Annotated in this window: 21 protein-coding genes; 16 read left to right on the forward strand and 5 right to left on the reverse strand. The window is 40.5% G+C overall.

Going from position 1 to position 26,772, the window contains the following annotated elements; genetic code table 11:
* Positions 1 to 27: 27 nt before the first annotated feature.
* The 4 genes from NMG48_RS19330 (at position 28) to NMG48_RS19345 (ending at position 3,449) form a co-directional block, all read left to right on the forward strand.
* Positions 28 to 930 (forward strand): Rpn family recombination-promoting nuclease/putative transposase, encoded by a 903-nt coding sequence (locus NMG48_RS19330; protein WP_271253047.1) that lies wholly within the window; start codon positions 28 to 30, stop codon positions 928 to 930.
* A 208-nt stretch (positions 931 to 1,138) separates the two neighbouring features.
* Positions 1,139 to 2,008, forward strand: coding sequence for an acetylglutamate kinase (gene argB, locus NMG48_RS19335; RefSeq protein WP_126386819.1), 870 nt, complete (start codon positions 1,139 to 1,141; stop codon positions 2,006 to 2,008).
* 201 nt (positions 2,009 to 2,209) lie between these two features.
* On the forward strand, positions 2,210 to 2,830 hold the full coding sequence (locus NMG48_RS19340) for a hypothetical protein (RefSeq protein WP_271253048.1): 621 nt from the start codon (positions 2,210 to 2,212) through the stop codon (positions 2,828 to 2,830).
* A gap of 199 nt (positions 2,831 to 3,029) precedes the next feature.
* Positions 3,030 to 3,449 carry a bacteriohemerythrin gene (locus NMG48_RS19345; protein ID WP_271253049.1) on the forward strand — a complete coding sequence of 140 codons (420 nt, stop codon included), beginning with the start codon at positions 3,030 to 3,032 and terminating at the stop codon, positions 3,447 to 3,449.
* Positions 3,450 to 3,506: 57 nt separating this feature from the next.
* Here NMG48_RS19345 and rpmF read toward each other — a convergent pair whose 3' ends face one another.
* Positions 3,507 to 3,683 carry a 50S ribosomal protein L32 gene (rpmF, locus tag NMG48_RS19350; RefSeq protein WP_126386822.1) on the reverse strand — a complete coding sequence of 59 codons (177 nt, stop codon included), beginning with the start codon at positions 3,681 to 3,683 and terminating at the stop codon, positions 3,507 to 3,509.
* Positions 3,684 to 3,800: 117 nt separating this feature from the next.
* Between rpmF and NMG48_RS19355 the strand changes: the two genes are divergently transcribed.
* Positions 3,801 to 5,411, forward strand: coding sequence for a SagB/ThcOx family dehydrogenase (locus NMG48_RS19355; RefSeq protein ID WP_271253050.1), 1,611 nt, complete (start codon positions 3,801 to 3,803; stop codon positions 5,409 to 5,411).
* Positions 5,412 to 5,670: 259 nt separating this feature from the next.
* Positions 5,671 to 6,465 (forward strand): hypothetical protein, encoded by a 795-nt coding sequence (locus tag NMG48_RS19360; RefSeq protein WP_271253051.1) that lies wholly within the window; start codon positions 5,671 to 5,673, stop codon positions 6,463 to 6,465.
* A gap of 13 nt (positions 6,466 to 6,478) precedes the next feature.
* Here the strand turns inward: NMG48_RS19360 and NMG48_RS19365 are convergent, their stop codons facing one another.
* The gene (locus tag NMG48_RS19365) at positions 6,479 to 7,663 is read right to left on the reverse strand and encodes a glycosyltransferase family 4 protein (protein ID WP_271253052.1); all 1,185 of its coding nucleotides are present in this window, start codon (positions 7,661 to 7,663) and stop codon (positions 6,479 to 6,481) included.
* Between the two features lie 610 nt (positions 7,664 to 8,273).
* Here NMG48_RS19365 and NMG48_RS19370 point away from each other — a divergent pair.
* From NMG48_RS19370 to NMG48_RS19380, 3 genes are all read left to right on the forward strand, one after another.
* Positions 8,274 to 9,371 (forward strand): O-antigen ligase domain-containing protein, encoded by a 1,098-nt coding sequence (locus tag NMG48_RS19370; RefSeq protein WP_271253053.1) that lies wholly within the window; start codon positions 8,274 to 8,276, stop codon positions 9,369 to 9,371.
* 85 nt (positions 9,372 to 9,456) lie between these two features.
* Positions 9,457 to 10,587: a glycosyltransferase family 4 protein gene (locus NMG48_RS19375; protein ID WP_271253054.1), complete on the forward strand. Its 1,131-nt coding sequence runs from the start codon at positions 9,457 to 9,459 to the stop codon at positions 10,585 to 10,587.
* 41 nt (positions 10,588 to 10,628) lie between these two features.
* The gene (locus tag NMG48_RS19380) at positions 10,629 to 11,552 is read left to right on the forward strand and encodes a glycosyltransferase family 2 protein (RefSeq protein ID WP_271253055.1); all 924 of its coding nucleotides are present in this window, start codon (positions 10,629 to 10,631) and stop codon (positions 11,550 to 11,552) included.
* Between the two features lie 128 nt (positions 11,553 to 11,680).
* Here the strand turns inward: NMG48_RS19380 and NMG48_RS19385 are convergent, their stop codons facing one another.
* Together NMG48_RS19385 and NMG48_RS19390 are read right to left on the reverse strand one after the other, a co-directional pair.
* Positions 11,681 to 12,577 carry a class II fructose-bisphosphate aldolase gene (locus tag NMG48_RS19385; protein ID WP_271253056.1) on the reverse strand — a complete coding sequence of 299 codons (897 nt, stop codon included), beginning with the start codon at positions 12,575 to 12,577 and terminating at the stop codon, positions 11,681 to 11,683.
* Between the two features lie 163 nt (positions 12,578 to 12,740).
* On the reverse strand, positions 12,741 to 13,232 hold the full coding sequence (locus NMG48_RS19390; protein ID WP_271255294.1) for a TIGR02652 family protein: 492 nt from the start codon (positions 13,230 to 13,232) through the stop codon (positions 12,741 to 12,743).
* A gap of 243 nt (positions 13,233 to 13,475) precedes the next feature.
* Between NMG48_RS19390 and NMG48_RS19395 the strand changes: the two genes are divergently transcribed.
* The 7 genes from NMG48_RS19395 to NMG48_RS19425 all read left to right on the forward strand — a co-directional run bounded on the left by NMG48_RS19395 (position 13,476) and on the right by NMG48_RS19425 (position 25,509).
* The gene (locus NMG48_RS19395) at positions 13,476 to 15,638 is read left to right on the forward strand and encodes an ATP-binding protein (protein WP_271253057.1); all 2,163 of its coding nucleotides are present in this window, start codon (positions 13,476 to 13,478) and stop codon (positions 15,636 to 15,638) included.
* Between the two features lie 136 nt (positions 15,639 to 15,774).
* Positions 15,775 to 16,611 (forward strand): DUF3598 family protein, encoded by an 837-nt coding sequence (locus NMG48_RS19400; RefSeq protein WP_271253058.1) that lies wholly within the window; start codon positions 15,775 to 15,777, stop codon positions 16,609 to 16,611.
* Positions 16,612 to 16,662: 51 nt separating this feature from the next.
* Positions 16,663 to 17,550, forward strand: coding sequence for a DUF4436 family protein (locus NMG48_RS19405; protein ID WP_271253059.1), 888 nt, complete (start codon positions 16,663 to 16,665; stop codon positions 17,548 to 17,550).
* A gap of 159 nt (positions 17,551 to 17,709) precedes the next feature.
* On the forward strand, positions 17,710 to 19,212 hold the full coding sequence (locus NMG48_RS19410; protein ID WP_271253060.1) for a bifunctional aminoglycoside phosphotransferase/ATP-binding protein: 1,503 nt from the start codon (positions 17,710 to 17,712) through the stop codon (positions 19,210 to 19,212).
* A gap of 135 nt (positions 19,213 to 19,347) precedes the next feature.
* Positions 19,348 to 20,946: an Hsp70 family protein gene (locus tag NMG48_RS19415; protein ID WP_271253061.1), complete on the forward strand. Its 1,599-nt coding sequence runs from the start codon at positions 19,348 to 19,350 to the stop codon at positions 20,944 to 20,946.
* Between the two features lie 287 nt (positions 20,947 to 21,233).
* On the forward strand, positions 21,234 to 21,710 hold the full coding sequence (locus NMG48_RS19420; RefSeq protein ID WP_271253062.1) for a hypothetical protein: 477 nt from the start codon (positions 21,234 to 21,236) through the stop codon (positions 21,708 to 21,710).
* A 220-nt stretch (positions 21,711 to 21,930) separates the two neighbouring features.
* Positions 21,931 to 25,509, forward strand: a complete 3,579-nt coding sequence (locus NMG48_RS19425; protein WP_271253063.1) for a GAF domain-containing protein — start codon at positions 21,931 to 21,933, stop codon at positions 25,507 to 25,509.
* A 14-nt stretch (positions 25,510 to 25,523) separates the two neighbouring features.
* On the opposite strand, the gene NMG48_RS19430 is transcribed toward NMG48_RS19425, so the two are convergent.
* Positions 25,524 to 26,696, reverse strand: coding sequence for a CBS domain-containing protein (locus NMG48_RS19430; protein ID WP_271253064.1), 1,173 nt, complete (start codon positions 26,694 to 26,696; stop codon positions 25,524 to 25,526).
* Positions 26,697 to 26,772: the final 76 nt, after the last annotated feature.

The following is a 26,772-nucleotide window of genomic DNA, read 5'->3' on the forward strand; positions in this document are numbered from 1 at the left end:
TGTTTAGAAGGAGAAGATAGTTCAAGAATGATCGATAACATTTGTAAATTCTTAGCAGAAAGCTTTTCCAGTGACTTTGCCAGTTGGATCTTAGGCGAATCCATAACCCTTACCAAACTCGAACCATCAGAACTCTCAACCGAGCCAATTCGTGCCGACTCAGTTATATTTCTAGAATCCTCAGAAATTATCTTGCACATCGAGTTTCAGTCCGATCCCAATAAAAATATCCCCTTTCGGATGGCAGACTATCGACTACGCCTATATCGCAAATTTCCTGAAAAGCAAACCCATCAAGTCGTTATCTATCTAAGCCCCAGTCAATCACCACTAGTCCATGAAACCACATTCACCCTCAGAGAGCTAAACCATCGCTTCAACGTCATCCGACTATGGGAACAACCCACAGAAATATTTCAGCAATACCAAGGACTATTACCCTTTGCTACCCTATCTCAGACTAACAACCCTGAAGCAACCTTAAGACGGGTTGCCAAACAAATTGAAAATATTGCCGATAAGCAGGTACAGAGCAACGTAGCTGCCTCAACCGCTATAATATCTGGCATAGCCCTAAGCAAAGAAATCATCAAAAGATTACTCAGGAGCGACATCATGAAAGAATCAGTAATTTATCAAGAGATCTTACGAGAAGGATTAGCTGAAGGATTAGCTGAAGGTAAGGCAAAAGGCTTGGCAGAAGGCTTGGCAAAAGGTGAGGCTAAGGGGCTGGAGAAAGGTGAGGCTAAGGGGCTGGAGAAAGCAACTAATCAAATAGCTCTCAATATGTTGCGTTCCAACATTTCCACAGATTTAATTGCTCAGGTTACAGGTTTAACTCTTAAACAAATCGAAAAATTGCAAAAACTCGCCGCAAAGCAATCTCAATCACCCAAATCGTCACAGACAAAGCGCTCATCAAAGTCTTAGCCTCTACTAGAAAAGCGATCGCTAATAAATAAAAAACAATTAAGGGTGTGTGACTAAGCCACACACCCTTAATTATTCTCTGCTGTGAGGACAGATAATCGTAAAAGTCATCAAATAACAATATGCAACCTAAATCGCTTATCTATTGGTGTATTTGAGGTTGTAAGGTTTATAAAAGTATTTTTTTTAAGAGTAGTCGAGGCGTTAAATGCTAACAGACAGCGATCGCGTTCAGGTTCTAAGTGAAGCTTTGCCCTACATGCAGCAATTTGCGGGGCGTACCATTGTCGTCAAGTACGGTGGCGCGGCAATGAAAGAAGAAAATCTTCGGCAGGACGTGATCCGCGATGTCGTCACGATGTCATTTATGGGATTGCGCCCAGTCTTAGTGCATGGTGGCGGGCCCGAAATCAATACATGGCTTACCAAACTGAACATCGAGCCACAATTTATCAATGGATTGCGCGTTACCGATGCCGCCACCATGGAAGTTGTGGAAATGGTGCTGGTTGGTCGCGTCAACAAGCAGATCGTAGAAATGATTAATCTTGCAGGTGGCTCTGGGGTCGGTCTATGCGGTAAGGATGGCAATCTGATCCGTGCGCGTCCCCAAGGCAATGATGCGATCGGCTTTGTGGGTGAAGTCAGTGGCATTAATATCGGTCTGCTCTCAACCCTACTCGAAGCAGGGCATATTCCCGTTGTATCTAGTGTCGCGACCGATGAAACAGGTCAATCCTACAACATCAATGCGGATACCGTCGCGGGTGAACTTGCCGCCGCCTTGGGAGCCGAAAAATTGATTCTCCTTACCGACATTGCAGGTATTCTCCATAATTACAAAGATCCCAGTACTCTCTATCGCAGTTTGACGATCAGCAAAGCTAGAGAACTGATGAATGAAAATGTCGTCAGTGGTGGCATGATTCCTAAAGTTCAGTGCTGTGTGCGATCGCTAGCTCAAGGGGTAAAAGCCGCCCATATTGTCGATGGGCGCGTACCACATTCACTACTTCTAGAAATCTTTACCAATAGCGGGGTTGGTTCTATGATCGTAGCCTCTGAAACTGCACTGTAAAAAGGGAATAAGGTTTGTGTTCCGAGCCTCGGTGAAAATATAAATCTATAGCTATTATCCCAAGAAGATAATGGTGGCGCTTCGCGCCACCATTATCTATAAACGCGATATCGAAAATTTTCTGATGTTATGAGGTGAAACAAGGGGCTTAAGCCCCTTGTTCTGCTTAAATTATGAATGGAAAAGCTGCTGCATGAACCTATGGCTGACCAGTCTGACAATTCAGAAAATCAACCAACTAAGGAGAATCAACCGAAGGATAAGAATGAATCCGCAAATTCTGTTGGTTCAAAGTCTAAATCAGTCAAAAAATTCAAAATCCCTAAAATTGGCTTACCAAAGCTGGCAATGCCAAAAGTTGGTTTCCCAAAATTCAGATTTGATCAACTTGTTGCCAAGAAACGTAATTTTTTGTGGTTATGGTTGCTAATTATTTTAGCTAGCTATACCTGTATGGGCTATTTTCTATCAATATTGATGACAATCCCATCGCGAAAAAATCTAGCGATCGCAGGTTTTACAATAGTTGCTTTATTACCAACGATTACCGCCTTTGCTGACTATGCTCTAATGAAATGGGGATATTTCTTAAGTGGTTTATTGATTGTGGGGGGATTATGGTTTTTAGTTAGACTTAAATTCTATTTTATGGTTTTAGCCTTCATGTCATGGATTGGCATTACGGCGATCGCCTTCGTTGGCGAATCTCTTCTCAAGAAAAACCACAAGTTTATCGTCGCAATTATCATCCTGACAATTCCTTGTTTGATGGGTTTAGGAATTGGATGGCAAATCTGGAAATGGGCAACTCAATGGAGCTAAGGGGAAGTTACAACGCTTTGCGCTCAAACCCAAACCTAGAAAAATTTTGAAAGCATTGCAAAGCAATGCTTTCAAAATTTTTCTAGTGGTTCGTTTTGCCGCCAATCATCTCTTGGTTTAATTAAGTTTCTATTATTTTTTGAAGATCTTAAATTTATTGGAGAGACAATAGACATATCTTCCGCAACGGAAAAATGCTATGAAAAAATTTGAATGGAGCGACTCATTGAGTACAGGTGTACCAATGATTGATTCTCAACATAAGGAATTGATTGCTGCCACAAACGAGATTGGCGAAGCGATCGAACGGGGAAATGGGGCAAACGCAATTAAGAAATTATTAGTGTTTCTTAAGTTTTATGCTGAGTGGCACTTCGGCAACGAAGAAACCTGTGCGGCGAAACATAGCTGCCCAATGGCAGGAGTTAATCAAGAAGCTCATAAAAAATTTATTGAGACCTTTGGCAAGCTCCACGATCAATATCGTCAAAGTGATGCTAGTGAGGAGATTGCTCTCAAAATTTATAATGAATTGAGCGAATGGCTAGTCGGTCATATTCTGAAAATTGATACCCAAATCGGTGCTTGTATCAAAGAAAGCTTGGCAAAACAAGCCTAAAAATCCCCCAAACTTATACCTAGAAAATAGGCGGGCAAAGCCCGCTTATTTTTTAGATTACTCTTCTTCCGTTGCTTCTTCAGCCAATGGATAGACAAAACCATCATTATTGCCTGATAGGATTGACTTACCTAAGGAGATTGCTCTTTGAGCATGAACTGCGGCTTTGCGCTTCCATACAGCTTTGCGACTATCGCGCTTAGATTTAGAAGTGCGTTTCTTGGGTACTGCCATGATCTGATCCCTGTACTAATGTGATAATTTTCTGATATTGAGTTAGAAAATTTTTGACAACCTTTCCATTATACAGTAGTTTGCAAACCAAAAGGATGTGTAGACTAAAGCAAAGCTATGCCCGAAGCCAGACTTTCCTTCGCCGAGTATTATCACGAACGTACTAAGTATGCACCTGAGACCCTTGCTAGTAAGAGTCAGGGATTAGATTGGAGTACACAACCATCACCGTATAAGGACTATAAAATTGGCACAGTTTACGATCTTAAGCCCTATCTGACTGAGGAGATTCAATCCGATCGCGATGGATTGTTGGCAAGTCGTTGGCGTAGACTTTCACGGTTACTATTTTGCAGCTATGGCTTAACAGCAAGAGTTCCGACTGTTACAGGGGAGGCTTTTTATTTGCGGGCAGCTCCATCGGCGGGGGGCTTATATCCTGCGGAGGTATATATCGTTTCGGCAGGTACGCCTTTATTGTCAGCAGGGATTTATAACTATCAAGTCCGCACCCATAGCTTGATTCATTTCTGGCAAGACAATAATGTTTGGAATGGTTTGCAGCAGGCTTGTTTTGATCATCCTGCTTTGCAAAATACCCGTATGGCGATCGCGATTACTTCTATATTCCAGAGATCTGCTTGGCGCTATCAAGATCGCGCCTATCGCCGAATTTTTCTAGATACAGGGCATTTATTAGGGAATATCGATCTAGCCAGTGCGATCGAAGATTATCAAGCTTCTCTCATTGGTGGCTTTGCGGATGCTGCTGTGAATGAACTTCTCTTTTTAGATCAGGAAGTAGAAGGGGCGATCGCCATCGTGCCAATTCTCGATCTCCAAGACGAAGAGAGCATTGGTAGGGGACAAGAATCTCGCGCACCGATGCAGCGATCGGGCAGCCTGTCCAAAGGTCTCATCACTGCTTTGCCATCGGTAACTGTTACTAATTATCCTAAACTCCCAGACGGTCAATTATTAGAACATTTGCATCAAGTTACTCAAATCACAGAAAAACTAAGTACAACAAAACTTACCGAGAATTTAGAAACTAATCAATCCGACGTAGAGAGCAAATCGATCCAAGATTTAGATAAGTATAATTTTCCCTTCTGCACAAAAGTTAGCACTGTAACCGAAAGTATTCATTGGGGTGATGATTTAGAACTTCTCGAAAATACAATTTTACAAAGGCGATCGACTCGTGAATATACTGGTGCAAAATTAGAGTTAGCCGAACTTAAGGCAATTTTAGACTTTACCTATCAGCCTCAGCATTATAGTGATCAAGGTATTGATGGTAGTCCCGATTATTTTGATCTCAGCCTCATTGAAACTTTTGTTGCTGTTACAGGTGTCGTTGGCTTAGAAGAAGGATGTTATTACTATGCGCCCAAATCTCAAGAATTACGCCAAATTCGCTTTAAAAATTTCCGTGATGAGCTACATTATCTTTGTCTCGGTCAAGAACTAGGTCGTGATGCAGGAGCTGTGATTTTCCATACCGCCGATCTCCAAACAGCCGTAGCTAAATATGGCGATCGCGTATATCGCTATTTACATATGGATGCAGGACATCTTGGACAAAGGCTAAATCTTGCTGCGATCGCACTAGGTGTAGGAGTTAGTGGTATTGCTGGGTTCTTTGATGACCTAGTCAACGAAGTTTTAGGAATTCCCAGTGATGAAGCAGTTATTTACATCACTACTCTAGGTAGACCCCTTTAATTAAATAAAGTTATGCTAAGTAGCTAGGCATAATTAAAAAATGGAACCAAAAGCTGTGGCGTACGCTGCGCGTGCGCCACAGCTTTTAGGGTTTTATATTTAATTGCGCCTAGCTACTTATTTAGTGTAAAGAACTAACCATATTACTGACTATATCTAGATATATTGGCAGCCAAAAGCTTTACTTTTATAGATATCAAACGGTTATACTAACTTTAGATAAAATCATTGAGTATTTCTTAAGAAAGGATAGACAACTTTGTTTAAAAAATTTGCAAATCAAGCATTACAAAATCGGTCTTTCAACGTAATCTTACTTACTGCAACTATTATCCCACCATCAGGTGTACCACTTTTAGCAAGAACTGATCCTAAAGATCGTCTCCAAGACTATGAAAAAGGACTTCAGTTCTATCTAAAATTTGTTGGTAGTGGTATTGATGCGATTATATTCGCCGAAAATTCTAACTCGGATATATCTACCTTACAAAAAATTGTTAATCAATCAGGATTACAAGATAAGGTGGAATTTCTTGTTTTTGATGGACTAGATTATCCTGCTAGCTATGGTCGTGCTTATGGGGAATTTAAATTAGTTGATTATGCAATGAATCATTCCCAGATAATTAAAACCCATAAAGATAATTTGCTGGTGTGGAAAATAACTGGACGCTACATTATCAGAAATATGTCTAAGATTATTAAGCGCAAGCCTTCTAATATAGATATTTATGTTAACTCTCGCAAATTCCCAATCCCTTGGGCAGATATGTATTTACTAGTTTGGACAATGAAAGGTTACGAAAAGTTTTTGAGTAAGATTCTCAGTAATATGATTGCTGAACCCAGTTTAAAAGTCCAACCTGAACAAGTTTTTATTAATTTGTTGGACCAACCTTTAGGCGATCTTCAGGTAAAGAGAAGATTTAACGTTACACCTTTAATTGATGGAGCAAGAGGTTCTGACAATCAAAATTATTCTAAGGGAGGGAATTTAAGAAAATATTATATTCGGAAGTTTATGAATATAATATTTCCGTGGCTATGGATTTGATTGATATAAATCTCTATTTTGCAATTGCCTCTTCATAAGCTGAAATTGTACCTAGAGTCATAGATTCTATAGTAAATTTGTTTGCAGAATATTTAAGGGCATTTTCAACCATCTGTAATCGCAAATTGGTGTTTTCATATAACTGTAAGAGCCTAGATGAAAGTGCCTCTAAATCATCAAAAGGAATGATAAATCCATTTTGACCATCTTCAATTTGATCATAAGCTCCAGCAGCAGGAGTCCGTATTGGCACTATGCCACAAGTCATTGATTCTACAATTACTAAAGCAAATCCTTCAGCTTGACTTGGTAGAACAATAACATCTGATGCCCAGTAAACATTTCGAGGCTCATTGACATAACCTAAAAATAAAAATGTCTGGCAATTTTCTTCATTCTCAAAGGCATATTTTTCTATTTCTTCTCTCTGATCTCCAGATCCTGCAAATATATATTTGAAATGGTATTTTGGGTTGCTTCTTTTGATGTGGTTAGCTGCATCAATTAAGATTTTATGACCTTTATTCCATTGCAATCTACCCACTAAAGTAACGACAAAATCCTGTTCAGTAATTTGGAGCTTAGCTCTTGCTTCTTGTCTTTCGCGATCACTAGGGGGATAAAAATATTTGTTATCAATTCCATTAAATATCTTCTTTATTTTATTGTCAGGGATACCAATATCTTGTATTAGCCACTGCTCAATAGCTGAAGAAATAGCAATAAAAATCTTAGGGGATAGTACTTTTAGATATGTTTGGAAAAGAAAATGTTTGAATTTAAGATACTTGTTCTCTCTGATTTCTTCTAGCCGAATATAATTAAGTAGATGTGATGTTGCAACGCATTTTATCCCTGTAAAGATTTTGAGTGCAAATGTCAAAAATAGCATAGAATACCCATGAGCATGGAAAACTTGAATTCTATGATAATTAATTGCATTCAATATTTTGAAAAAACTTGTCAAAGATAGAAATATTGAATTAAAACTATCAAATACAATCCATTCTTCTGATAATTCTTTTAAGGCTTGTAACCTTTTTAAAGAATTATCATCAAACCCTACTTTCCCTGTTATTAAGACCACCTTCCATCCAGCATTCCTCAATCCTCTGATTAAAGTTTCACAGTGTGAAGTAATTCCATCATTACAGTCAACTCGATTAAGAAAAAATGCTACAGTTTTATGCGATTCCATCTCTATTATTTACCTTGGCAATATCTTAGTTGAGATTAAATGTAGGATAGGTTAGCAATAGCGTAATCCATCATCTTTACCCAATTGATACGTTACTGCACTAACGCATCCTACAAATAATTATGCCTAGCTACTTAAGTAGTTCAGCGTCGTTAAACAAAAATCTGATGGTAACTGTTCTAAATATTTTGGGATAAGATGTGTTTTGTTGCTTTAGCCATCCCAATTCCCTTGATAAAAACCAATTATGAATTTTAGAGAGCATTTGCAACCGTCACATTCTACCGAAGGATCTCCAACTTTAAACATAAAAGAAGCATGGTTTGTGATCTTTCTATTTTCTTTTGTGACGATTATGTTACTTATCGTCGGATCGGTTGGATCTAAGGTTCTAGGAATTGTTTTCCCCCTTGGATCTTTTGTGGTTGGATGGTTTTTATATTTTCGACATCCTACCATCTACATTGGTTTTGTATGGTGGCTTTTCTTTTTAGTGTCCTTTGTGAGACGTTTTGCTGATTTTCGAGCAGGTGCTTTTACCGACTCGAGCCCTATTCTTCTTGCTCCATATATGGCAATTTTAGTATGTGCACATACGTTGTACTTTAACTTGCCTAAAGCGAAGGAACAAGGAACTGCGCCATTTATTCTTGCTTTAGCGAGTACGGGCTATGGATATTGTGTCGGCATCTTAAATGGAGCATTGCCAGTTAAAGCTACAGTTGCCATATTAGGATGGATCTCGCCAATTTTGTTTGGATATCATCTTTACGTCAACTGGCGCAGATATCCTGAATATAGAGCAGTAATCCAAAAAGCTTTTTTATGGGGGGGATTAGTGATGGGAATATATGGTGTTTATCAGTATATGGTTGCTCCGCAATGGGATCGTTTATGGCTGATTGGCTCAGGTTTGACCTCTAGTGCGGGTAGACCAGAACCCTTTGGCATGAGGGTTTGGAGCACCTTAAATTCTCCAGGTCCTTTTGGGGATGTGATGGCAACAACATTGTTGATTTTATTTAGTTCTACGAGTCCCTTGATTTTACCTGCGGCGATCGCAGGAGGACTTGCTTTTTTGTTAAGTTCAGTACGAGTTGCTTGGATTGGATGGTTAGTCGGAATGCTGTTTATAAGCACGTCTCTACGACCAAAACAGCAACTACGCCTAATTACTCTGTTTGCAGTGTTAGCACTATTCATTGTTCCCTTAAGCACAATGGAACCATTTTCTACAACAATTTCTAAACGGCTAGAAACCTTATCTGATATCCAAAATGATACCAGCGCCCAAGATCGGCAGGGGGTTTACAAAAGATTTTTCCAATCTGGTATGTATAACTATATTGGTGATGGTATTGGGCTTAACGAAATTGTAGATAGTGGTCCCCTATCTTTAGTCTTAGATTTAGGTTGGTTAGGGACTATTCCTTATCTGGGCAGTCTCCTCCTATTGACAACAACGCTGATGGGAAACCTCAAAAAACAAGCAGATTTATTTGTCAAGCTTGCTGGAGCAGTTCTGATCAAATCTACGGTTTTTTTCTTAGCTACAAGGGTAACGTCTGGTATACATGGAATGTTTATTTGGAGCTTTTTGGGAATTGGCTTGGCTGGACAAAATTATTTCAAGTATCAGAGGACTTTACAAATGGAAAATATTGTTGAAAAAGATGTAGAAAAAACTTTGGATGTCGAAGCATCTTAGGCAATACTATAATCCTAGTCATGACAGGTCTAAAATAACCAAGACTTGACGTAGAAAAATCCATGCAAGCTTATGAGACTTTGTTATGAGACTTTGTATTGTCACACATAATATTATTAAGGGTGATGGACAGGGGAGAGCTAATTATGAGATTGTTTTAGAAGCAATTCGACGTGGATATCATGTCACTTTAGTTGCCATAAATGTGTCCCCTGAATTACAGCAAAATAGCCAAGTTAAATGGATTCCCATTACTGTCAAGGGCTTTCCAACAGCACTGTTGAGTAATTTGTTTTTTACTTGGCAAAGTCGTCACTGGCTACAACAGCATCATCATGAGTTTGATTTGTTACAGGTTTATGGTTGTGTGACTGACTATCCTGCTGACATCAATACATTTCAGTTTGTCCATAGTGGCTGGTTGCGATCGCCTGCCCATACTTGGAGATTACAAAAAAATCTGTATGGTGCATATCAGTGGTTATTTACAGCACTAAATGCTCATTGGGAAAAGAAGGCTTGTCAAATATCAAAAATTTTAGTAGCTGTATCTGAGGGGATTAAGCAGGAATTAATTGACATTGGCGTAGATCAAAAAAAAATTCGTGTAATTCTAAATGGTGTCGATGTTGAGGAGTTTGTTCCTGAGGTAAGAGAAAGGAGTCAGTTTAGCTTGCCTGAGCAAGTTACCTTAGCGCTATTTGCTGGTGATATTAGAACCAATCGCAAAAATCTGGATACAGTTTTGCATGGGTTGGTTCATGTACCTGATTTGCATCTCGCGGTGGTGGGTAATGTTACCAAAAGTCCCTATCCTCAACTTGCTAGTCAATTGGGACTGAGTGAACGGGTGCATTTCTTAGGATATCGACGGGATATTGCGGAAATTATGAAGGCGGTTGATTTTTTTGTGTTCCCGTCACGCTATGAGCCTTTTGGGATGGTTGTTAGTGAAGCAATGGCAACGGGATTACCTGTAATTACTACAGCGATATCAGGAGTTGCAGAAATCGTTACCCCTGAATCTGGAGTTGTTCTCAATGATTCTGAGGATGTTATTGCTTTAACAGATGCTATGGCTAAGCTTGCTAGCGATCGCGATCTAAGATTGCAAATGGGGCAAGTGGCGAGGGCGATCGCAGAGCAACATACTTGGAAAAGCAAAGCCAAGATTTATGTTGATCTCTTTGAAGAATTACATCAAGGAAAAGCTTAATCGCAAATTAATTGTTAAATTAATCGTTAAATTAATTGTAAATGAAGATAACTGTAGTTGTTCCAACTTATCGCCGTTCTAAGGATTTAGCACGTTGCTTAGATGCCTTAAAATTGCAAATTCGTCCAGTGGATGAGCTATGGATTATTGTGCGTGATACCGATGAAGAGACTCGGACATTTTTACAAGATTTTGATGTAGAATCTCTTCCTTTACAGATTGCGACGGTGACTGCGGTGGGGGTAGTTGCGGCAATGAATATCGGTCTAGAATCTGCCTCTGGCGATATTATTGCTTTTACCGATGATGATGCTGCACCGCATTCTGATTGGTTAGAACGGATCGAAGCTTATTTTCTGTCAGATCCGAATGTTGCTGGGGTGGGTGGTCGTGATTGGGTTTATCATGGCACAGAATTGGAGGATGGAGCAGAGCCTATAGTCGGTAAATTGCAATGGTTTGGACGTTTGATTGGAAATCATCATATTGGTATTGGTCAAGAGAGAGAAGTAGATGTTCTCAAGGGTGTGAATATGAGTTTTCGACGTACATCAATTCAAAACTTACGATTTGATCAAAGGATGCGTGGTACGGGCGCTCAAGTTCATTTTGAGGTGATGTTCTGTCTACAACTTAAGCAACTTGGCTGGAAATTAATTTATGATTCCCAGATTGGCGTAGATCATTTTCGAGGCGATCGCTTTGATGAAGATCAACGGGACAAATTTAATCAAATCGCCATGTTAAATGCTGTCCATAATGAGACCCTAGCTTTATTAGAATATTTACCTACATTTAGGCGGTTTGCATTTTTAGGATGGGCGATCGCGATCGGTACAAGAGATGCGAGAGGATTATTACAATGGTTACGGTTCTTGCCAAAGGAAGGGAACTTATCTAGTCAAAAATTATGGGCTTCTTGGCGCGGACGTTGGGAAGGATGGCAAACTTGGCGCAATTCCTAACAAAAGTGAATTTCTACTTAGCAGAAAATCACTTTTACTAAATTGAGTAACGCGCAAAAAGATGTCAGCCGCTCTAAAAAGGAAAGGATTTAAAGAAGTAAGGATGGGCGCGCCGCCCATCCTTACATTTAGCTATGTGCTCGTGTTGCTAATAAATCTGCATAGGGAGTTTCATGGAGATGGGCTTTGCCAACGGAGCCAAACAGGTTGAGCTTGTCGATGATTACTTCCTGCATGGCTGCGATCGCTTCCCCTGCGATTTCTAATAAATCCTTAGGACTATCACCGCAAATTTCTAACTTGAGCGACTGCATATAGGCTTGGCGTACTTCCGTATTGACATTAAATTTACATACTCCCAATTGAATCGATCGCTCAATCATCTCCTTGGGTAAACCCGAAGCACCATGTAAAACTAAGGGAATATCCACAAGACTACGAATCTTTTCCAGACGAGCAAAATCTAGACGGGGTGGGCTTTTATATTCACCATGAACATTGCCAATGGTGACAGCTAAAGCATCAACCTTAGTTTGCTGCACAAATTCTAACGCTTGAAGCGGATCGGTCATCTTTGCTTCTTTCTCAGCGATGGTGAGTCCATCTTCAGTGCCACTAATTCTGCCAATTTCCGCTTCAACGATCGCATGGAACTTATGAGAGATTGTAGTCATGTCCCTAGTGAATCTCAAGTTTTCTTTGTAGGGCATGGGTGAACCATCCGCCATGATTGATCGTACGCCAGCATCGAGGGCTAAGCGAATGTCCGCCGCCGAAGTACTATGATCGAGATGGATTGAGATGGGGACATTTGCTGACTTTGCTGCCTCAATGCACATTCTCACTAAGGGAAGTTTGCCATACTTGAGCGCACTAGGATGTAATTGCAACATGGCAGGACTGCGACTAATTTCCGCAGCATTGACCACAGCTTTTACGCCTTCTAAGTTATAGACATTAAATGCGCCGATCGCATAGGCATTACGACGCGCAGTTTCTAGAAGTTCCCTAGTTGAACTCAACATGATGGCTTGTGATTAAATTGTGATTAAAAATGAACACAAGATAATCATATAGCGTTTAGGGATTCTATTAAGTAGCTCAGCATAGTTATAACCGAATCACTGTTTTTCACTCTATGCGTGCGAAACAGTGATTCGGGTTTTAGGTTTACTTATGCCTAACTCCTTAGAAAGAACGAAAGTATGGATAACCTTTAGGCGTACCAAGTTCTTTTTCTAACTCAAAGTTAATTATTCCCCAACGAGGTTCTTCTTCTTCAGGAGGGCTAAATTCTACGGTTAATCCATACAAACGTTGCACATGGGAACTGATTGCACTGGTTTCAAGGTAAGGACTAACGAGATCTATATAACGGTGAGCGATCATGACTTTGATAGCACGATAACCTTGGGTATATAGCCGATCTATATTTTCATGGATCTCAAAACGGATGCCATCGGGATGCGTATGTTGGCGATACCATTCGTCATTCCATAGTCGCCATTGGCGATCGGATTGTAAATGTACTAAGTCTTTGCCATTGGGACTAACTTCAAAAGCTCCATGACGAGGGCAGAGATAGGTGTCAGTCAAAATTAGTGCAGGAATAACTTGCCGACAATGGGGACATTTAATCTCAGAACCAAAGATTGGATACTGTTGTGCCGAGTTAACTATCCTCATGGTTAATAACAGTTTAGGAGTTTTTTGTTTTCGATCTTAACATGGCATCTCTATGAGCTGATGAATCATTCAAGGTGAAAGGCATTACGATGCCTTACCTTATAACTAACGTAGCGATCGCAAGTACTAACCGCAGCAATAAAAAGTAAATTTTGGTTCAGACAACACACTCTAAAAATTGCCTAACCGATACAATTTTGAAGGAAATATCTAAAAATTCTCAATAGTAAGGTTAGGATGGCAAAAGCCAACCCCAAAGCTCCGTGGGTAACAACCACAAACCGTGCTAATCACGCAGAAAAATATCTGCGCTGGTTCGTCGATTTTTGTCCATCGGCGATCGCGATGTTTGACTGCAATCTCAACTATGTCCTCGTCAGTCAACCTTGGGTAAAAATGCTGGGGATACCGCGCCTCAAGCTAATTGGTACAAATATTTATGAATCTTTGCCCGTTGCGTTAAGTCATCGACAAGGTTTAGAACGCTGTCTGATCGGTGGACAGATGCACTATTCGGCTGAAGTTAGGATTGGGGTTCGTGGTGAGTCAGCCAATAACTTTCAGCTAGCAGTACAACCTTGGTATACCGATGATGGTTCTGCTGGCGGCATTATTATTGCTAGTTATGCGATTGATCGCCAGTCAGAAGTTCTTGAACAACGATTACAAGAAGAAATTTTAGAGCGGCAATATTTTGAAGATGCCTTTACTAAAATTGGGACAGCCCTTGAAAGTACTAACGATGCGATTTGCATCACGGATAGGACAGGACAGCCCATTTATATCAATTCCGCTTTTAGTGATTTGTTTGCCTATAGTTTGTCGGCATTGCAGAAACCAAATCAGTTTGCTGAGCTATTTACCGAAATCCAATTATTTCAAGCCATTCATGCAGCCGTGAACTATGGTGGTACTTGGTCAGGGGAATTGGAACTACGCGATCGCGATCAAAAGCATATTCCCATTAGCTTAAGGGTCAATCCTGTCAAAAGTCCTAATGGCTCAGTAATTGGCATGACCTATGTTTGCACCAATATTAGCGATCGCAAAGCTGCGGAAGCGGAGATTAACAAAAGCTTTGCTGCCTTAGGAGCTACCCTTGAGGCAACTGCCGATAGCATCTTAGTACTTGATGCGATCGGCAATATCATTATTTGCAATCAAAAATTTGTTGATATGTGGCGCATCCCCAGTCACATTTTTACATCCGATGATGCCCATATTCTGCAATATGTCACCGAACGAATTAAATCTTCCCAATATCTCCATAATTTTGGTAAGCACTTGAGTAGTGAACAAAATAGTTTTGAAATTGTCGAGCTAGAGGATGGTAGAACCTTAGAATGTTATTCACAACCCCAAAACATTCTAAATAGTTGTGCGGGTAGAGTTTGGAGTCTGCGCGATATCACGGAACGTCTAGCAGCAGAAGCGATAGTAAAAGCATCTGAGGAGAAATATCGCCTTCAAGCAGAAAAGTTAGAATCTGCTCTCCAGAATCTCAAGAATACGCAAGCTCAACTAATCCAAGCTGAGAAAATGTCAGGATTAGGACAACTAGTGGCAGGAATTGCCCATGAAATCAATAATCCTGTCAATTTCATTTATGGCAATCTCACCTATGCCGATAACTACACTCAGGATCTGCTGAGCTTGATTGAAACATATCGCAATCAATATCCTCATCCTAATCAGGTAATTCAAGACAAGTTAGAAGAGATTGATATTGATTTTCTAGTTACTGACTTTGTGAAGTTGATTAGTTCGATTAAAGTCGGTGCAGAGAGGATTCAGCAGATTGTTAAATCCTTAAATAAGTTCTCTCGTAGTGATGAATCTGGCTGTAAGTATGTCGATATTCACGAGGGAATTGATAGCACTTTGATGATTTTACAAAGTCGGCTCAAGGCAAATTCGCATCGTCCTGAAATCGTCATTAAAAAGCATTATGGTAACTTGCCTGCTATTTGCTGCTATGCAGGACAGCTCAATCAAGTCTTTATGAATCTATTAACTAATGCGATCGATGCCCTTGAGGAAGACAATCAGGCAAATGGGAATTGGCAGGTTATGGATGATAAACCGCAATGGATTAGAAAAGATGGTAAGGTTTCCATAATTTCTATTACAACGGAAGTTCAAAATGTTAATCAGTCTTGCGATCGCCTAATTGTTAGAATTGCCGATAATGGTAAGGGTATTCCCCAAGAACTAAGCAATCGTTTATTTGATTTATTCTTTACAACCAAGCCTGTAGGTAAGGGCACAGGGCTAGGGCTATCCCTTGCCTATCAAATTGTCACGGAAAATCATGGCGGTAAGTTGTCCTTCAATTCGGAAATTGGTAAGGGGACAGAATTTGTCATTGAGATTCCTTTAAAACAACCAAAAGCCATATAGCAATCCTAAATGGGTTGTGGAAGCGCACCCAAAAGGGGTGCGCTTCCACAACCCCTAAAAATCTACAAATGATTTAGGACTGCTATAGAATAAATAACTGGCACTAGCCAGTTATTTATTCTATGTTTAAAAAATTATGCGATCGCAATGGGAATGTTTACTTCAAAATCTTGGCTGTTGGCAAGGTTCCTTTGCTCGACTATCACCACAGGGCGAAATATTAGAAGATATTCCCAGTGAAACTAGTTTAGAACTGAAAGAAGATCAGCAAACAATGCATCAAGTCGTGCGTCGCTTTTATGACGGGCAGCCACAGGACTTGGTGTTGGAATACCGCACCTTGAATAAAAGCATAATTCTATTTGAAAATGGAGCTTTCTCTCAGGGTGCAATTCAGTTTTCTCCAGTTGCAGAATTTGGGGCAGAGTTGGGGTTAATTTATGGAGATCGCCGTTTACGCATAATTCCTCTGTATGACAAAACTAGCAAACTACAACAGTTCACACTGATTCGTGAACATCTGCCCCATAGCAACACACCCGAACGTCCCCCTTTAACTCTTGATACGTTATTAGGCAAGTGGGAAGGTGAAGCGGTTACTCTTTCGCCCGATTGGTTAACACCAGAAGTAACACCAACGGTAACGGAATGGAGACGCGATGGCGATCGCGCTATCATGTCTTTGCAAATGCCCACAATATCGGATACACAGACAATTACTTCAATTGCTCACATCGATCCTCACAATCCACAGATTTTAAGATTTGAGCAAAACCCTGTATCTATACAGACCTTGTTTTTACCTGACGGTTCTTCTCTAACCTGTCCTGACACAATCATTCCCCGCCAGCCATTTCGCTTATCTATATCTTGGTTATTAGAACCAAACCTCCACCAAAGGATGATTCGAGCTTATAACCAGCAGGGTGGATGGGAAAATCTGACATTAGTGACTGAGCGCAAAGTGGGGTAGTCTGATAGTGATTTACTAAGCCAATCATTCACGATATCTAAATGAAATAATATGGCAGATACTACTCGCAAGCTTCTCACGAAGCGTATTGTCATTATCCTGATCTGTTTAGCGCTATTTGTTGGGGCATTTTCGGGGGCGCTATATTTCTATCAAAGCGATCGCACCCAGAAATCAGCAAACTTGCTCTTTGGTGATGATAAAGAACCAAATCGGATGGAAGTTGCTGTCACTTTATTAGGAGTTGATCCGATCAAAGGTGAACTAAATTTTCGTTTTGCATCCATACCAGAAGGTACATATGCTGCTAAGGAAGGTCGCCTTGCTAAGGAGTTGAAATTTTTTACAGGCATTGAATCGGGAAAGGCTGAAGCCACCCTAGAGAAGAATCGGATTCCTGACCCAGTAACGGGTTCAATATCCATAGCCAAGGGTAAGGTGAGCGATTATCCTTTTGATGAACATAGTTCGGATTTCTATGTGTTCTTCTCTAATCCCAAGGATGAGAAAGAAGAGGTTCCGATGGCACTACATTTCTATGGTGCGATCGCAGGCTATAACGTTGATGCCGATTATATTCCTAAAACTGAATTTGAATCTTCAGATAGCTATATTGGATTGCGTGTCAATGTATCGCGATCGGTCATCACTAAGTCTTTCTCCATTTTCTTAATGTTTGCCATGTGGTTGATTGGTTTAGTAGTCTTTATCATGACGATGGTAGTAGCTTTGCAACCTCGTCCCATTGAATTTGGGATGTTTACCCTCATTGCAGGTATGTTATTTGCTTTGCCTGCGGTACGAAACCTCCAGCCTAATGTTCCTCCCCTTGGTGGTTTAAGCGATTTTCTATCATTTTTCTGGGCAGAGTCATTAGTCGCAGTTTCACTGCCAATTCTATTCTTCACTTGGCTAACACGCTATAAAAAGCCTAGCTAGTCCTAACCTAACGAACCCCAAAAACAATATTAAAAACTTTGCAAAGCAAAGTTTTTAATATTGTTTTTGGTTTGGTTTTGAGCTCAAAGCGCCGCATATTAAATAAGGCTTGCCAAGCAAGCCTTATATTATTTACACACACCCATTCGCAATTCATTTATGTCTTTACCGCCAGTTATTGAGCAGATGCTCTCACCTGAGTTTTACGATCACCCCGTCACAGAGCCAATCCAGCTTTTGCAAACCCATATTTCCTTTGTATTACTCACAGGCAGCTATGCCTATAAGGTCAAGAAACCGATGAATTTTGGGTTCTTAGATTTTTCTACCTTAGAGAAGCGCAAATATTTCTGTGAGGAAGAACTGCGGCTCAATCGTCGTCTTGCGCCTGAGCTATATCTCTCTGTTCTACCGATTGTCGAAACCGATGGCAAATATCGCTTTGATCACACTGGTAAGGGAACACCTGTGGAATATGCGATCGCCATGCCAGAGTTCTCACAAGAGGATTTATTGATTGAGATGTTTGCCTCGGGGCGTTTGACGGCTGACCATGTAAAACAAATTGGTGAGCAGCTAGCATCATTTCATCAACAGGCGTTGACTAATGACCATATCAATACTTTTGGGACAGCCGAAGCAGTTCGCGCTGTGGCAAATGACAACTATGCTTCTACGGAGAAATATGTTGGTCTGGCTCAAACTGAAGAGCAACTAGCTCAAACCCGTGCCTATACTGAAAAATTCTTTGCTGAAAATGTTGCCTTGTTTAGCGATCGCATTGCTAAGGGCAAAGTGCGCGAATGTCATGGCGATGTCCATTTAAAAAATATCTGTCTCTATCAGGACAAAATCCAGATTTTTGATTGTATCGAGTTTAATGAGCCGTTCCGTAATAGTGATGTACTCTACGATGCGGCTTTTCTATTAATGGATTTACAATTTCGCAGCAGAAGGGATCTCGCCAATATTTTTCTAAACACCTATTTGGAACGAACAGGGGATTATGAAGGAGCAGTACTGCTACCTCTGCATTGCAGTATGCGAGCCTATATTCGCGCCAAAGTGACATCCTTTCTCCTTGATGATCCGAATATTCCTGCGGATGTAAAAGCGAATGCTCAAGCGGAAGCTGCGGCATATTACAAACTTGCTTGGGAATATACGCAACCTAAACAGGGCAAGGTGATCATCATGTCGGGTGTGTCTGGCTCTGGCAAAAGCACAACCGCTAGAGCGATCGCCTCTGAGCAAGATGCTATTTATTTGCGATCGGATGCCATTCGGAAGCAAATTGCAGGAATTGGCTTAATGGAGCGTGGTAGTGATGACATTTACACTCCAGAAATGACTGCAAAAACCTATGGCAGGTTAGCAGAGTTAGGTGCATTGTTAGCGAGCAAAGGCTTTACGGTAATTCTCGATGCTAAATACGATCGCATTAGTTTACGCAGTCAAGCGATCGCTGCTGCCCAATCTCAAAACATCCTTGTCGAGATCATTTACTGCACTGCGCCTGTGGAGATTTTGCAGCAACGTTTACGCGATCGGGCTGCGGCAAATAATGACATCGCTGATGCCACGGTCGAGCTATTAGCCAGTCAGCAAGCCGCCTTTGAAGATTTCACAGATGAGGAATTGGTCTTAGTGAAGAAAGCATAGCTATTTAGCAATTCACAACTTGTTTTTTAGATTCAGAAAATGGTATTGCCATTTTCTGAATTGAGATTATGCTTTACCCATTGTAAATCCTGAATAGGGCATGATTTCAGTTAGTCAATTCATACTTATTTTCCCATGACGATCGTTGCGATTGATTTTGGGACTAGTAATACAGCGATCGCAGTGCTTCATCCAGAAAGCGATCGCGAACTTGCTCTGCCCCAAACTGTATATTTTGAGGATATTTCTCACGGCTTTGAGACACCTGATGGCAAGGCTTGGTTAGTGCCAAGCTTGGTTTATGTGAGTGGCAAGCAGGAATTTCTCTACGGTAAACAAGCTGAGCAAAAATCAAGACTTAAATCGCAGGATCATTTCAAGCGCTTATTTCAGGGATTTAAACGTGATATTGTCGCAAATTTTCGATCGCCTGACCGTGAGATTGATGGTGAAAGCTATAGTGCAGAAGCGATCGCCGAAGTCTTTCTCTCTGAACTATGGCATCGGCTTAGATTGCAGAATATTTTACCAACCCAACTAATCTTTACGGTTCCTGTTGGTACATTTGAGGCTTATCTCAATTGGTTTCTCAACTTTGCCGAAAAGTTACAATTCCCCAACATTCAAATTATTGATGAATCCACGGCAGCGGCTCTAGGCTATGCGATTACCCGACCAAACGCGCTGGTATTAGTAATTGATTTTGGCGGCGGGACATTGGATTTAAGTCTCGTTCGTACTGCTCCAATTTTAGAGAATGCTCAAGTCACTAAGGCGGAAGCGATCGCCAAATCCGATGCCTACATTGGTGGGATTGATATTGATCGCTGGATTGCCGAACATTTTTTGCGCCAATTGGGAACTACGCGATCGCAAATTAGTGAAGCTGCGTGGCTCAGTATCTTAGAAATTTCTGAACAGATCAAAATCAAACTATCCCTTGTGCAGGAAGTAAGTGCAACTTGGCTTGATCCCCAGATGATTACCCATGATCTGAAGCTAAATCAAGCGGAATTGACGGAAATTCTCGAACAAAATCAATTACTTGAACAATTGCGAGAAGCCATCGATGAGGTTTTAACCATTGCTCTCAATAAAGGCACTAGCAAGGCGGCGATCGAGCAGGTTCTCTTAGTTGGAGGAAGTTGTCAAATTATCGCAGTTCAGCAACTTGTCATTTCCTATTTTGGAAAATCTAAAGTCAAGCTCGGTAAACCCTTTGAAGCCGTTGCTCATGGAGCCTTAGTCTTGGGGCAAGCGATCGCGATCGAAGATCATCTGCGCCATAGTTATGCCATTCGCCTGTGGGAACCCTACCTTAATCAATATTCCTTTTACACCTTGTTTGAGAAAGGCACAAAATATCCTTGTCAGCGCGATGAACCCCTAATTCTGCAAGCGGCGATCGCAGGTCAAGCTGAAATTTGGCTTGATATTGGTGAAGTTGCTGATATTTCACAAGCGGAAGTGACCTATGACGGTTCAGGACGGATGACCAGTAGCCAATTGCTAAAACAGTCAGATTTTCGCTCCCTTGCTGCTTCTTATCAAAATACTAACAATGAGCCTCAGCAAGTTTGTATTGCTCGGCTCGATCCCTTAGGACAGTTAGGAAGTGATCGCATTACTGTGAATTTTGAGATTGATGAGCGGCGGCTATTAACAGCCACGATTATTGATTTACTTACCAATCAAATACTCATCGATCATCAAGCGATCGCCAAATTAGAATAGTTAAGTGATACACAGTAAACTCAAGAATCAATTTTTGTGGCATAGCAAAGCCATGCTACAAAAATCTAAATCTCAGAATCCTAATCAATAAGTACAGAGCATGGGATAACTTCTTGATTACTATTGAGGAAATACCCAAATTGGTTCTTAATTTAAGGTTATAGATAGTTTTAATTGCCTGAAATTTTGTAGAATCGAAGTAGGATATTCTAAATATTCTGATTCTAGCTTTCAGACGATAGCAGGCAGCCCTTGTGACACACACTAGATCTAAACATTCCCGCCTGATGATTGCTGTTTTACCTGACGAATCCTCAGCCTTTGAAGCATATCGTCTACTTCAATGTCATGGCATCTCTCCCGAACATCTGGCACTGGTTGGCAAAGGCTACAGCAGCCCCGACAGTGTTGGACTATTTAATCCCACTCGCACAACATGGCGCTATGCTAAGCGTGGCATGTTTTGGGTGGGTGCATTTAGCATGGTCATGGGGATGACTCTGCATGTGATTTTTAACTTACAATTGCCTAATCTGGATTGGCATCAAACTTTACTAACTATCACCTCAACTGCGGGAATTATTGGCATAGCCGTTGGAGGAATAATTGGAACTTTGTATGGCTGGTTTGTGAAAAGCAGCCTCTCGATTTCCTGTCGTAATTGTTTAGATCGTGGACAGTATTTATTGATGCTAGAAGGTTCAGAGACTCTGACCCGTCGAGGAAGAGAAATTCTAGACAGTTATACAGTCAAGCCTTATTAATCAACATAAGGAACGAATTTTTTTGGCGCGACTGAGTCATGCTAAGTAGCTAGGCATAATGTTAAAAAGGAAAAGATGGGCGGCGCATAGCGCCGCCCATCTTTTCCTTTTATGAACAGGTGGACAAACATGGGAAAATAATCCTAGAATATTTCATCTCTATCCTACTTATTATTTAGAAGTGCCTTACTTTGGAGAAGGCATACTTCTAGGTCAATCTATGTCATCTATGTCAGACGCTGTAACTATTTTGATTGTGGATGATTCTGAAAGCGATCGCGAGATCTGTCGTCTATATATCCAAAAAAGTGCTGACCGTAAATATCGCATTCTCGAAGCCGATAACGTTGACCAAGCCATAGAGCTATGGCGATCGCAACAGCCCGATGTGACTCTAGTTGATTTTAACTTGCGTAATAGTGATGGGCTCAAGGTTTTAGAAGTAATCCGCGCCAATATTCTTTCTGAACAGACAATTCATAGGGCAAGGATGCTCGATCTGAAATTACCAGTCATTATGCTAACTGGGCATGGTGATGAAAGGATAGCTGTAAATGCGATGAAGATGGGGGTGTTTGATTATCTGATTAAAAGTGAAATCACAGAATTTTCATTATGTCAGAGTATTCAGAGTTTACTTGATCATATTGCCTTGAGATCACAATTAGAGCGATCTCAAAGACGTGAAGATATCGTTACCCAAATTTCTTTAAACATTCGCCAGTTTTTAAATCTCGAAGATATCTGTCAAGCAGTAGCTCAGGAGATACGCCAATTTCTGAAAGTTGATCGCGCACTCATTTATAAATTTAGTCCAGATATGAGCCGCAGAATTATTGTGGAAGCCCTCGCCGAGCCTTGGTCATCTTGCTTTAATGCAGTATCAGAAGATAACTGTATAAATCCCTCTGAAGACTATGTAAGGGCTTATCAAAACGGGAAAGTTCTCGTTAATTCTGATATATACCAAACTGGCTTGGCGGAATGTCATGTGCAGATGTTAGAGAGATTTCAGGTGCGGGCAAATATTGTTGTGCCAATCCTCTTGTCTGAATCTGTACATCAGAATTCTCTCAAGAATACTCAAAATTCCAGTGATTCATCTCTATGGGGATTGCTAATTGTCCATCAATGTTCTCTTCCGCGTGTTTGGGAAGATGATGAAATTCAACTGCTTCAGCAGATATCTGTGCAATTAGCGATCGCCATCCAACAGGCAGAAATCTATCAGAATCTCCAAGATCTTAACTATTCTCTAGAACGCCAAGTTAAAGAGCGCACATCTGAACTTCAGGCTAGTGAACAGAAATCCCGTTTTCTGTTAACTGCGTTACCAGACATTATCAATTTAGTTGATGTCAATGGCATTTATCTAGAATCAAAACAGAATACTGCTGTTTATAACCTATTTCCTCCCAACATCGATCCTATTGGTAAACATATTCTAGAACTATTGCCAGCAGAAATTGCAGCCAGACAGTTTCAGGCTGTTCAACAGGCAATTGCTACCAAAGAGATCCAAACCTTTGAGCAGAGCTTTGAGGTTGAGCATTGTCTCATCTATGAAGAAGTCCGAGTGGTTCCTGTGCAAGAAGATGCGGTGATGATGGTGATCCGTGATATCAGCGATCGCAAACATGCTGAACAAGAATTGCAACGTCAATATCAACGGACACAGTTACTAGCAGAAGTCACCCTCAAAATTCGACAATCTCTAAAAATAGATGATATTTTACAAACGACAGCTACAGAAATCAAAAAAATTCTGCAAGTAGATCGTGTCCTAATCTTAAAACTTGATGATGATGGTTCTGCGGATGTTTTACAAGAAGCTGTAAATGATAATTTTCAGTCCCTCAGAGGATGGCATATAGATAAGCCTTGTTTCCACGAAGAATATTTGCCACAGTATTACTTAGGTAAAGCGATTAAAATCGACAATGTTGATGCTGGCGATATTCCTAGTGATTATGCTGATTTTTTTCGGCAACTGGATATTAAATCAATTGTGATTGTGCCGATCCTTCAGTCAGAAAATTTATGGGGATTATTAGCTGTCCATCAATGTACTCATACCTGCCAATGGACTGATTTTGAAATTGATCTCCTACAACAACTAGCCAACCAGTTAGCGATCGCCATAATGCAAAGCCAACTGGTAGAAGCATTGCGTAAAAGTGAAGAACAACGCAGGCTTGCGACGGATCTAAATCAGGTAGGCTGCTGGGACTTTGATATTAGTACAGGTAAATCAAAATGGAATGATAACCACTTTAGGTTAATGGGATTAGACCCAAATGAGGTGGAGGCAAGCTATTCCACATGGCGTGCTCGCGTACATCCTGATGATTTAGAGTTTGTTGAATCCACTTTAATGGATGCGCTAGAAAATCAAACCATCCTAGATCTAGAATATCGCGTTGTTTATCCCCAAGGAGATATCCATTGGTTACTAAGTAAAGGTAAAGGAGTTTATGATCAAGCTGGTAATGCGACTCGGATGGTAGGGGTGGTGCTGGACATTAGCGATCGCAAAAAGATGGAAATCGAACTATCCCAAGCAAAGGAGTTAGCAGAAGCGGCAAACAATGCCAAGAGTGACTTTCTTGCTAATATGAGCCATGAAATTCGCACACCGATGAATGGCGTAATTGGAATGGCACAATTATTAGCTACTACACCTTTAAGGAATGATCAAAAGAATTTTGTCCAAGTTATTCTAGATAGTAGCGATGCTCTGTTAACGATCATTAACGATATTTTAGACCTATCCAAAATTGAGTCGGGAAACTTGCAACTAGAAGCGAAAGCCTTCAATTGTATCGATGTTCTAACTTCTGCCTGCAACCTTCTTAGTAAACAGGCGCTAGATAAAAATATTAATTTGCAATATCAAATTAGTTACGATATTCCATCTATAACGATCGGTGATAGCTCGCGGTTACGACAGATATTTATTAATTTAATTAGTAATGCGATTAAATTCACACAACAAGGTCAGATTACGATCGCAGTTAATGGCAAATTTATCACATCCAACACCTATGCATGGAAATTTGCGATTACAGATACAGGCATTGGCATTTCTAGCGATCAGATTAGCAAGCTATTTAACCCATTTACACAAGCTGATGCTTCGATCAATCGCCGCTTTGGTGGCACTGGCTTAGGCTTAGCGATTTGTAAACGGTTGATCGAGTTAATGGGCGGGACGATCTGGGTGGAAAGTCTAGGACATGTGGGTGGCAATCCTCCCCCTGACTGGAGTATAGAATCTTCTAATCACAAAACACAGGGTTCTATATTTCACTTCACAATCACTTTGCCAGTGATCGTAGACAATCAATTGCCTATATTAGAAACTCTATCTCCTCTAGCTTTAGAATTTGATTCTCAACAATTACCAATCAAAATTTTAATAGTTGAAGATAATATTCTCAATCAAAAAATAGCCAAGCTCATGTTAAAAAAACTAGGCTACGAAGCTGATGTTGCTGAACATGGTCAAGAATGTATCACAGCGTTTCTATCTAGTCAGAATGCTGCTCCATTATACGATCTGATCTTTATGGATCTGCAAATGCCTGTCATGGACGGTATTACGGCAACTAAAATTATTCGTAAAAATTTTTCATCTCAAGATAAGCCTTGGATCATTGCTTTGACTGCTGATGCTTTATACAGCGAAAGGGAAGCTTGTATGGAGGCAGGGATGAATGACTTCATCAGTAAACCTATCATCATCAAAGAAGTAGCAAGAGCGTTGTCCACATATATACAAAATATATACCAAAAGTAACGCATGGATTGAACCTACCCTAAGGAATCAAGATTAGTGAGAATTGATTGGAGATGCGATCGCAGATCTTCTTTTGATAGATCCAGATGCTCAAGTAGATAATTAATCTTTGTGCGGATACCTAGTAATATTTTATCTTGAATATTCTTAGAGCCAATCAAATTTTCATCTCTTAATAATTTGACTTCAGATTTAGATTTGATTTTAGTTAACTCTTGAGCCGCAGAATTTACTGGATTTATCTCTTGAATTGTTTGCTGCATATTCTCAATTACGCCATACATCTCCATAGGATCAAAGATGCGTAATAGGCTAGTTTGGGTGACAATTCCTAATTCCTTTCCCCAATTCCATGATACAACCATCCGTCCCACCATTCGTCTCTTCATCTCTTGGTGTGCTGTCCACAAAGAATCTTCAGGACTTAACAGAAATAGAGGCGTACTCATCACCTCTTGAGCCTTTGTTGTTGCTAGGTCAATTTGAAAAGCATGGAACTGTACGATATCTCGCTCCGTAACAATGCCTACAGGTCTTTGGTTATCATCATCATCGGGTTGGGTAATGACCACACAGCTAACACGGTATTCTGCCATTAATTGCGCCAATTGTAAGATGGTCGCTTCTAACGGAGCGTGAATCACCTCTGTGGTCATCACATCAGCAACACGTCGAAATCTCAATAGATTTGCAGGACGTAAAATATGGCGAATACTCTCATGGGAAATTACACCAATGAGTTCTTCATTCTCATCGACTAATGGTAAATGGCGAATCTGGTAGCGTCGAAAGAGAAATAAAGCCGCAAATATGTCTTCAATAGATCGCTGAGGCATGGTAATAATCGGCGATGTCATGAAGTCTGCTACCTTTGCCTTACTAAAATCAATCTCTTGGGCGGTGATTCTAACGACATCTCGTGCTGTCAAAATCCCCACTAAATCTTGATTCTGCTTGACTAAAACACAACTGTTTCTCACTCCCAGTTGTGGTGATTGATTAGCGGAAAAGGTCACATCAGTATCAGATGTAATATCTAACTCATCAATTGAACAGCTAGGATAATGAGCTTGGCTAATCATCGCGATCGCTTCCAATAGAGATGTTTCTGGTGTAACGATCAAGGGGGAGTACTCGATAACACTTTTTAAATCAGGAATCCAATCAAGAGGATTGTCAAATTGCATAGTCAAATTAATTGCGATGAAATAGATAGAAATAAGAGAAATTGATCAAAATAAGTGCTAACGAGTGCCCCTACGA

The organism is Pseudanabaena sp. Chao 1811 (assembly GCF_027942295.1).
In the GTDB taxonomy this organism is placed as follows: Bacteria; Cyanobacteriota; Cyanobacteriia; order Pseudanabaenales; family Pseudanabaenaceae; genus Pseudanabaena.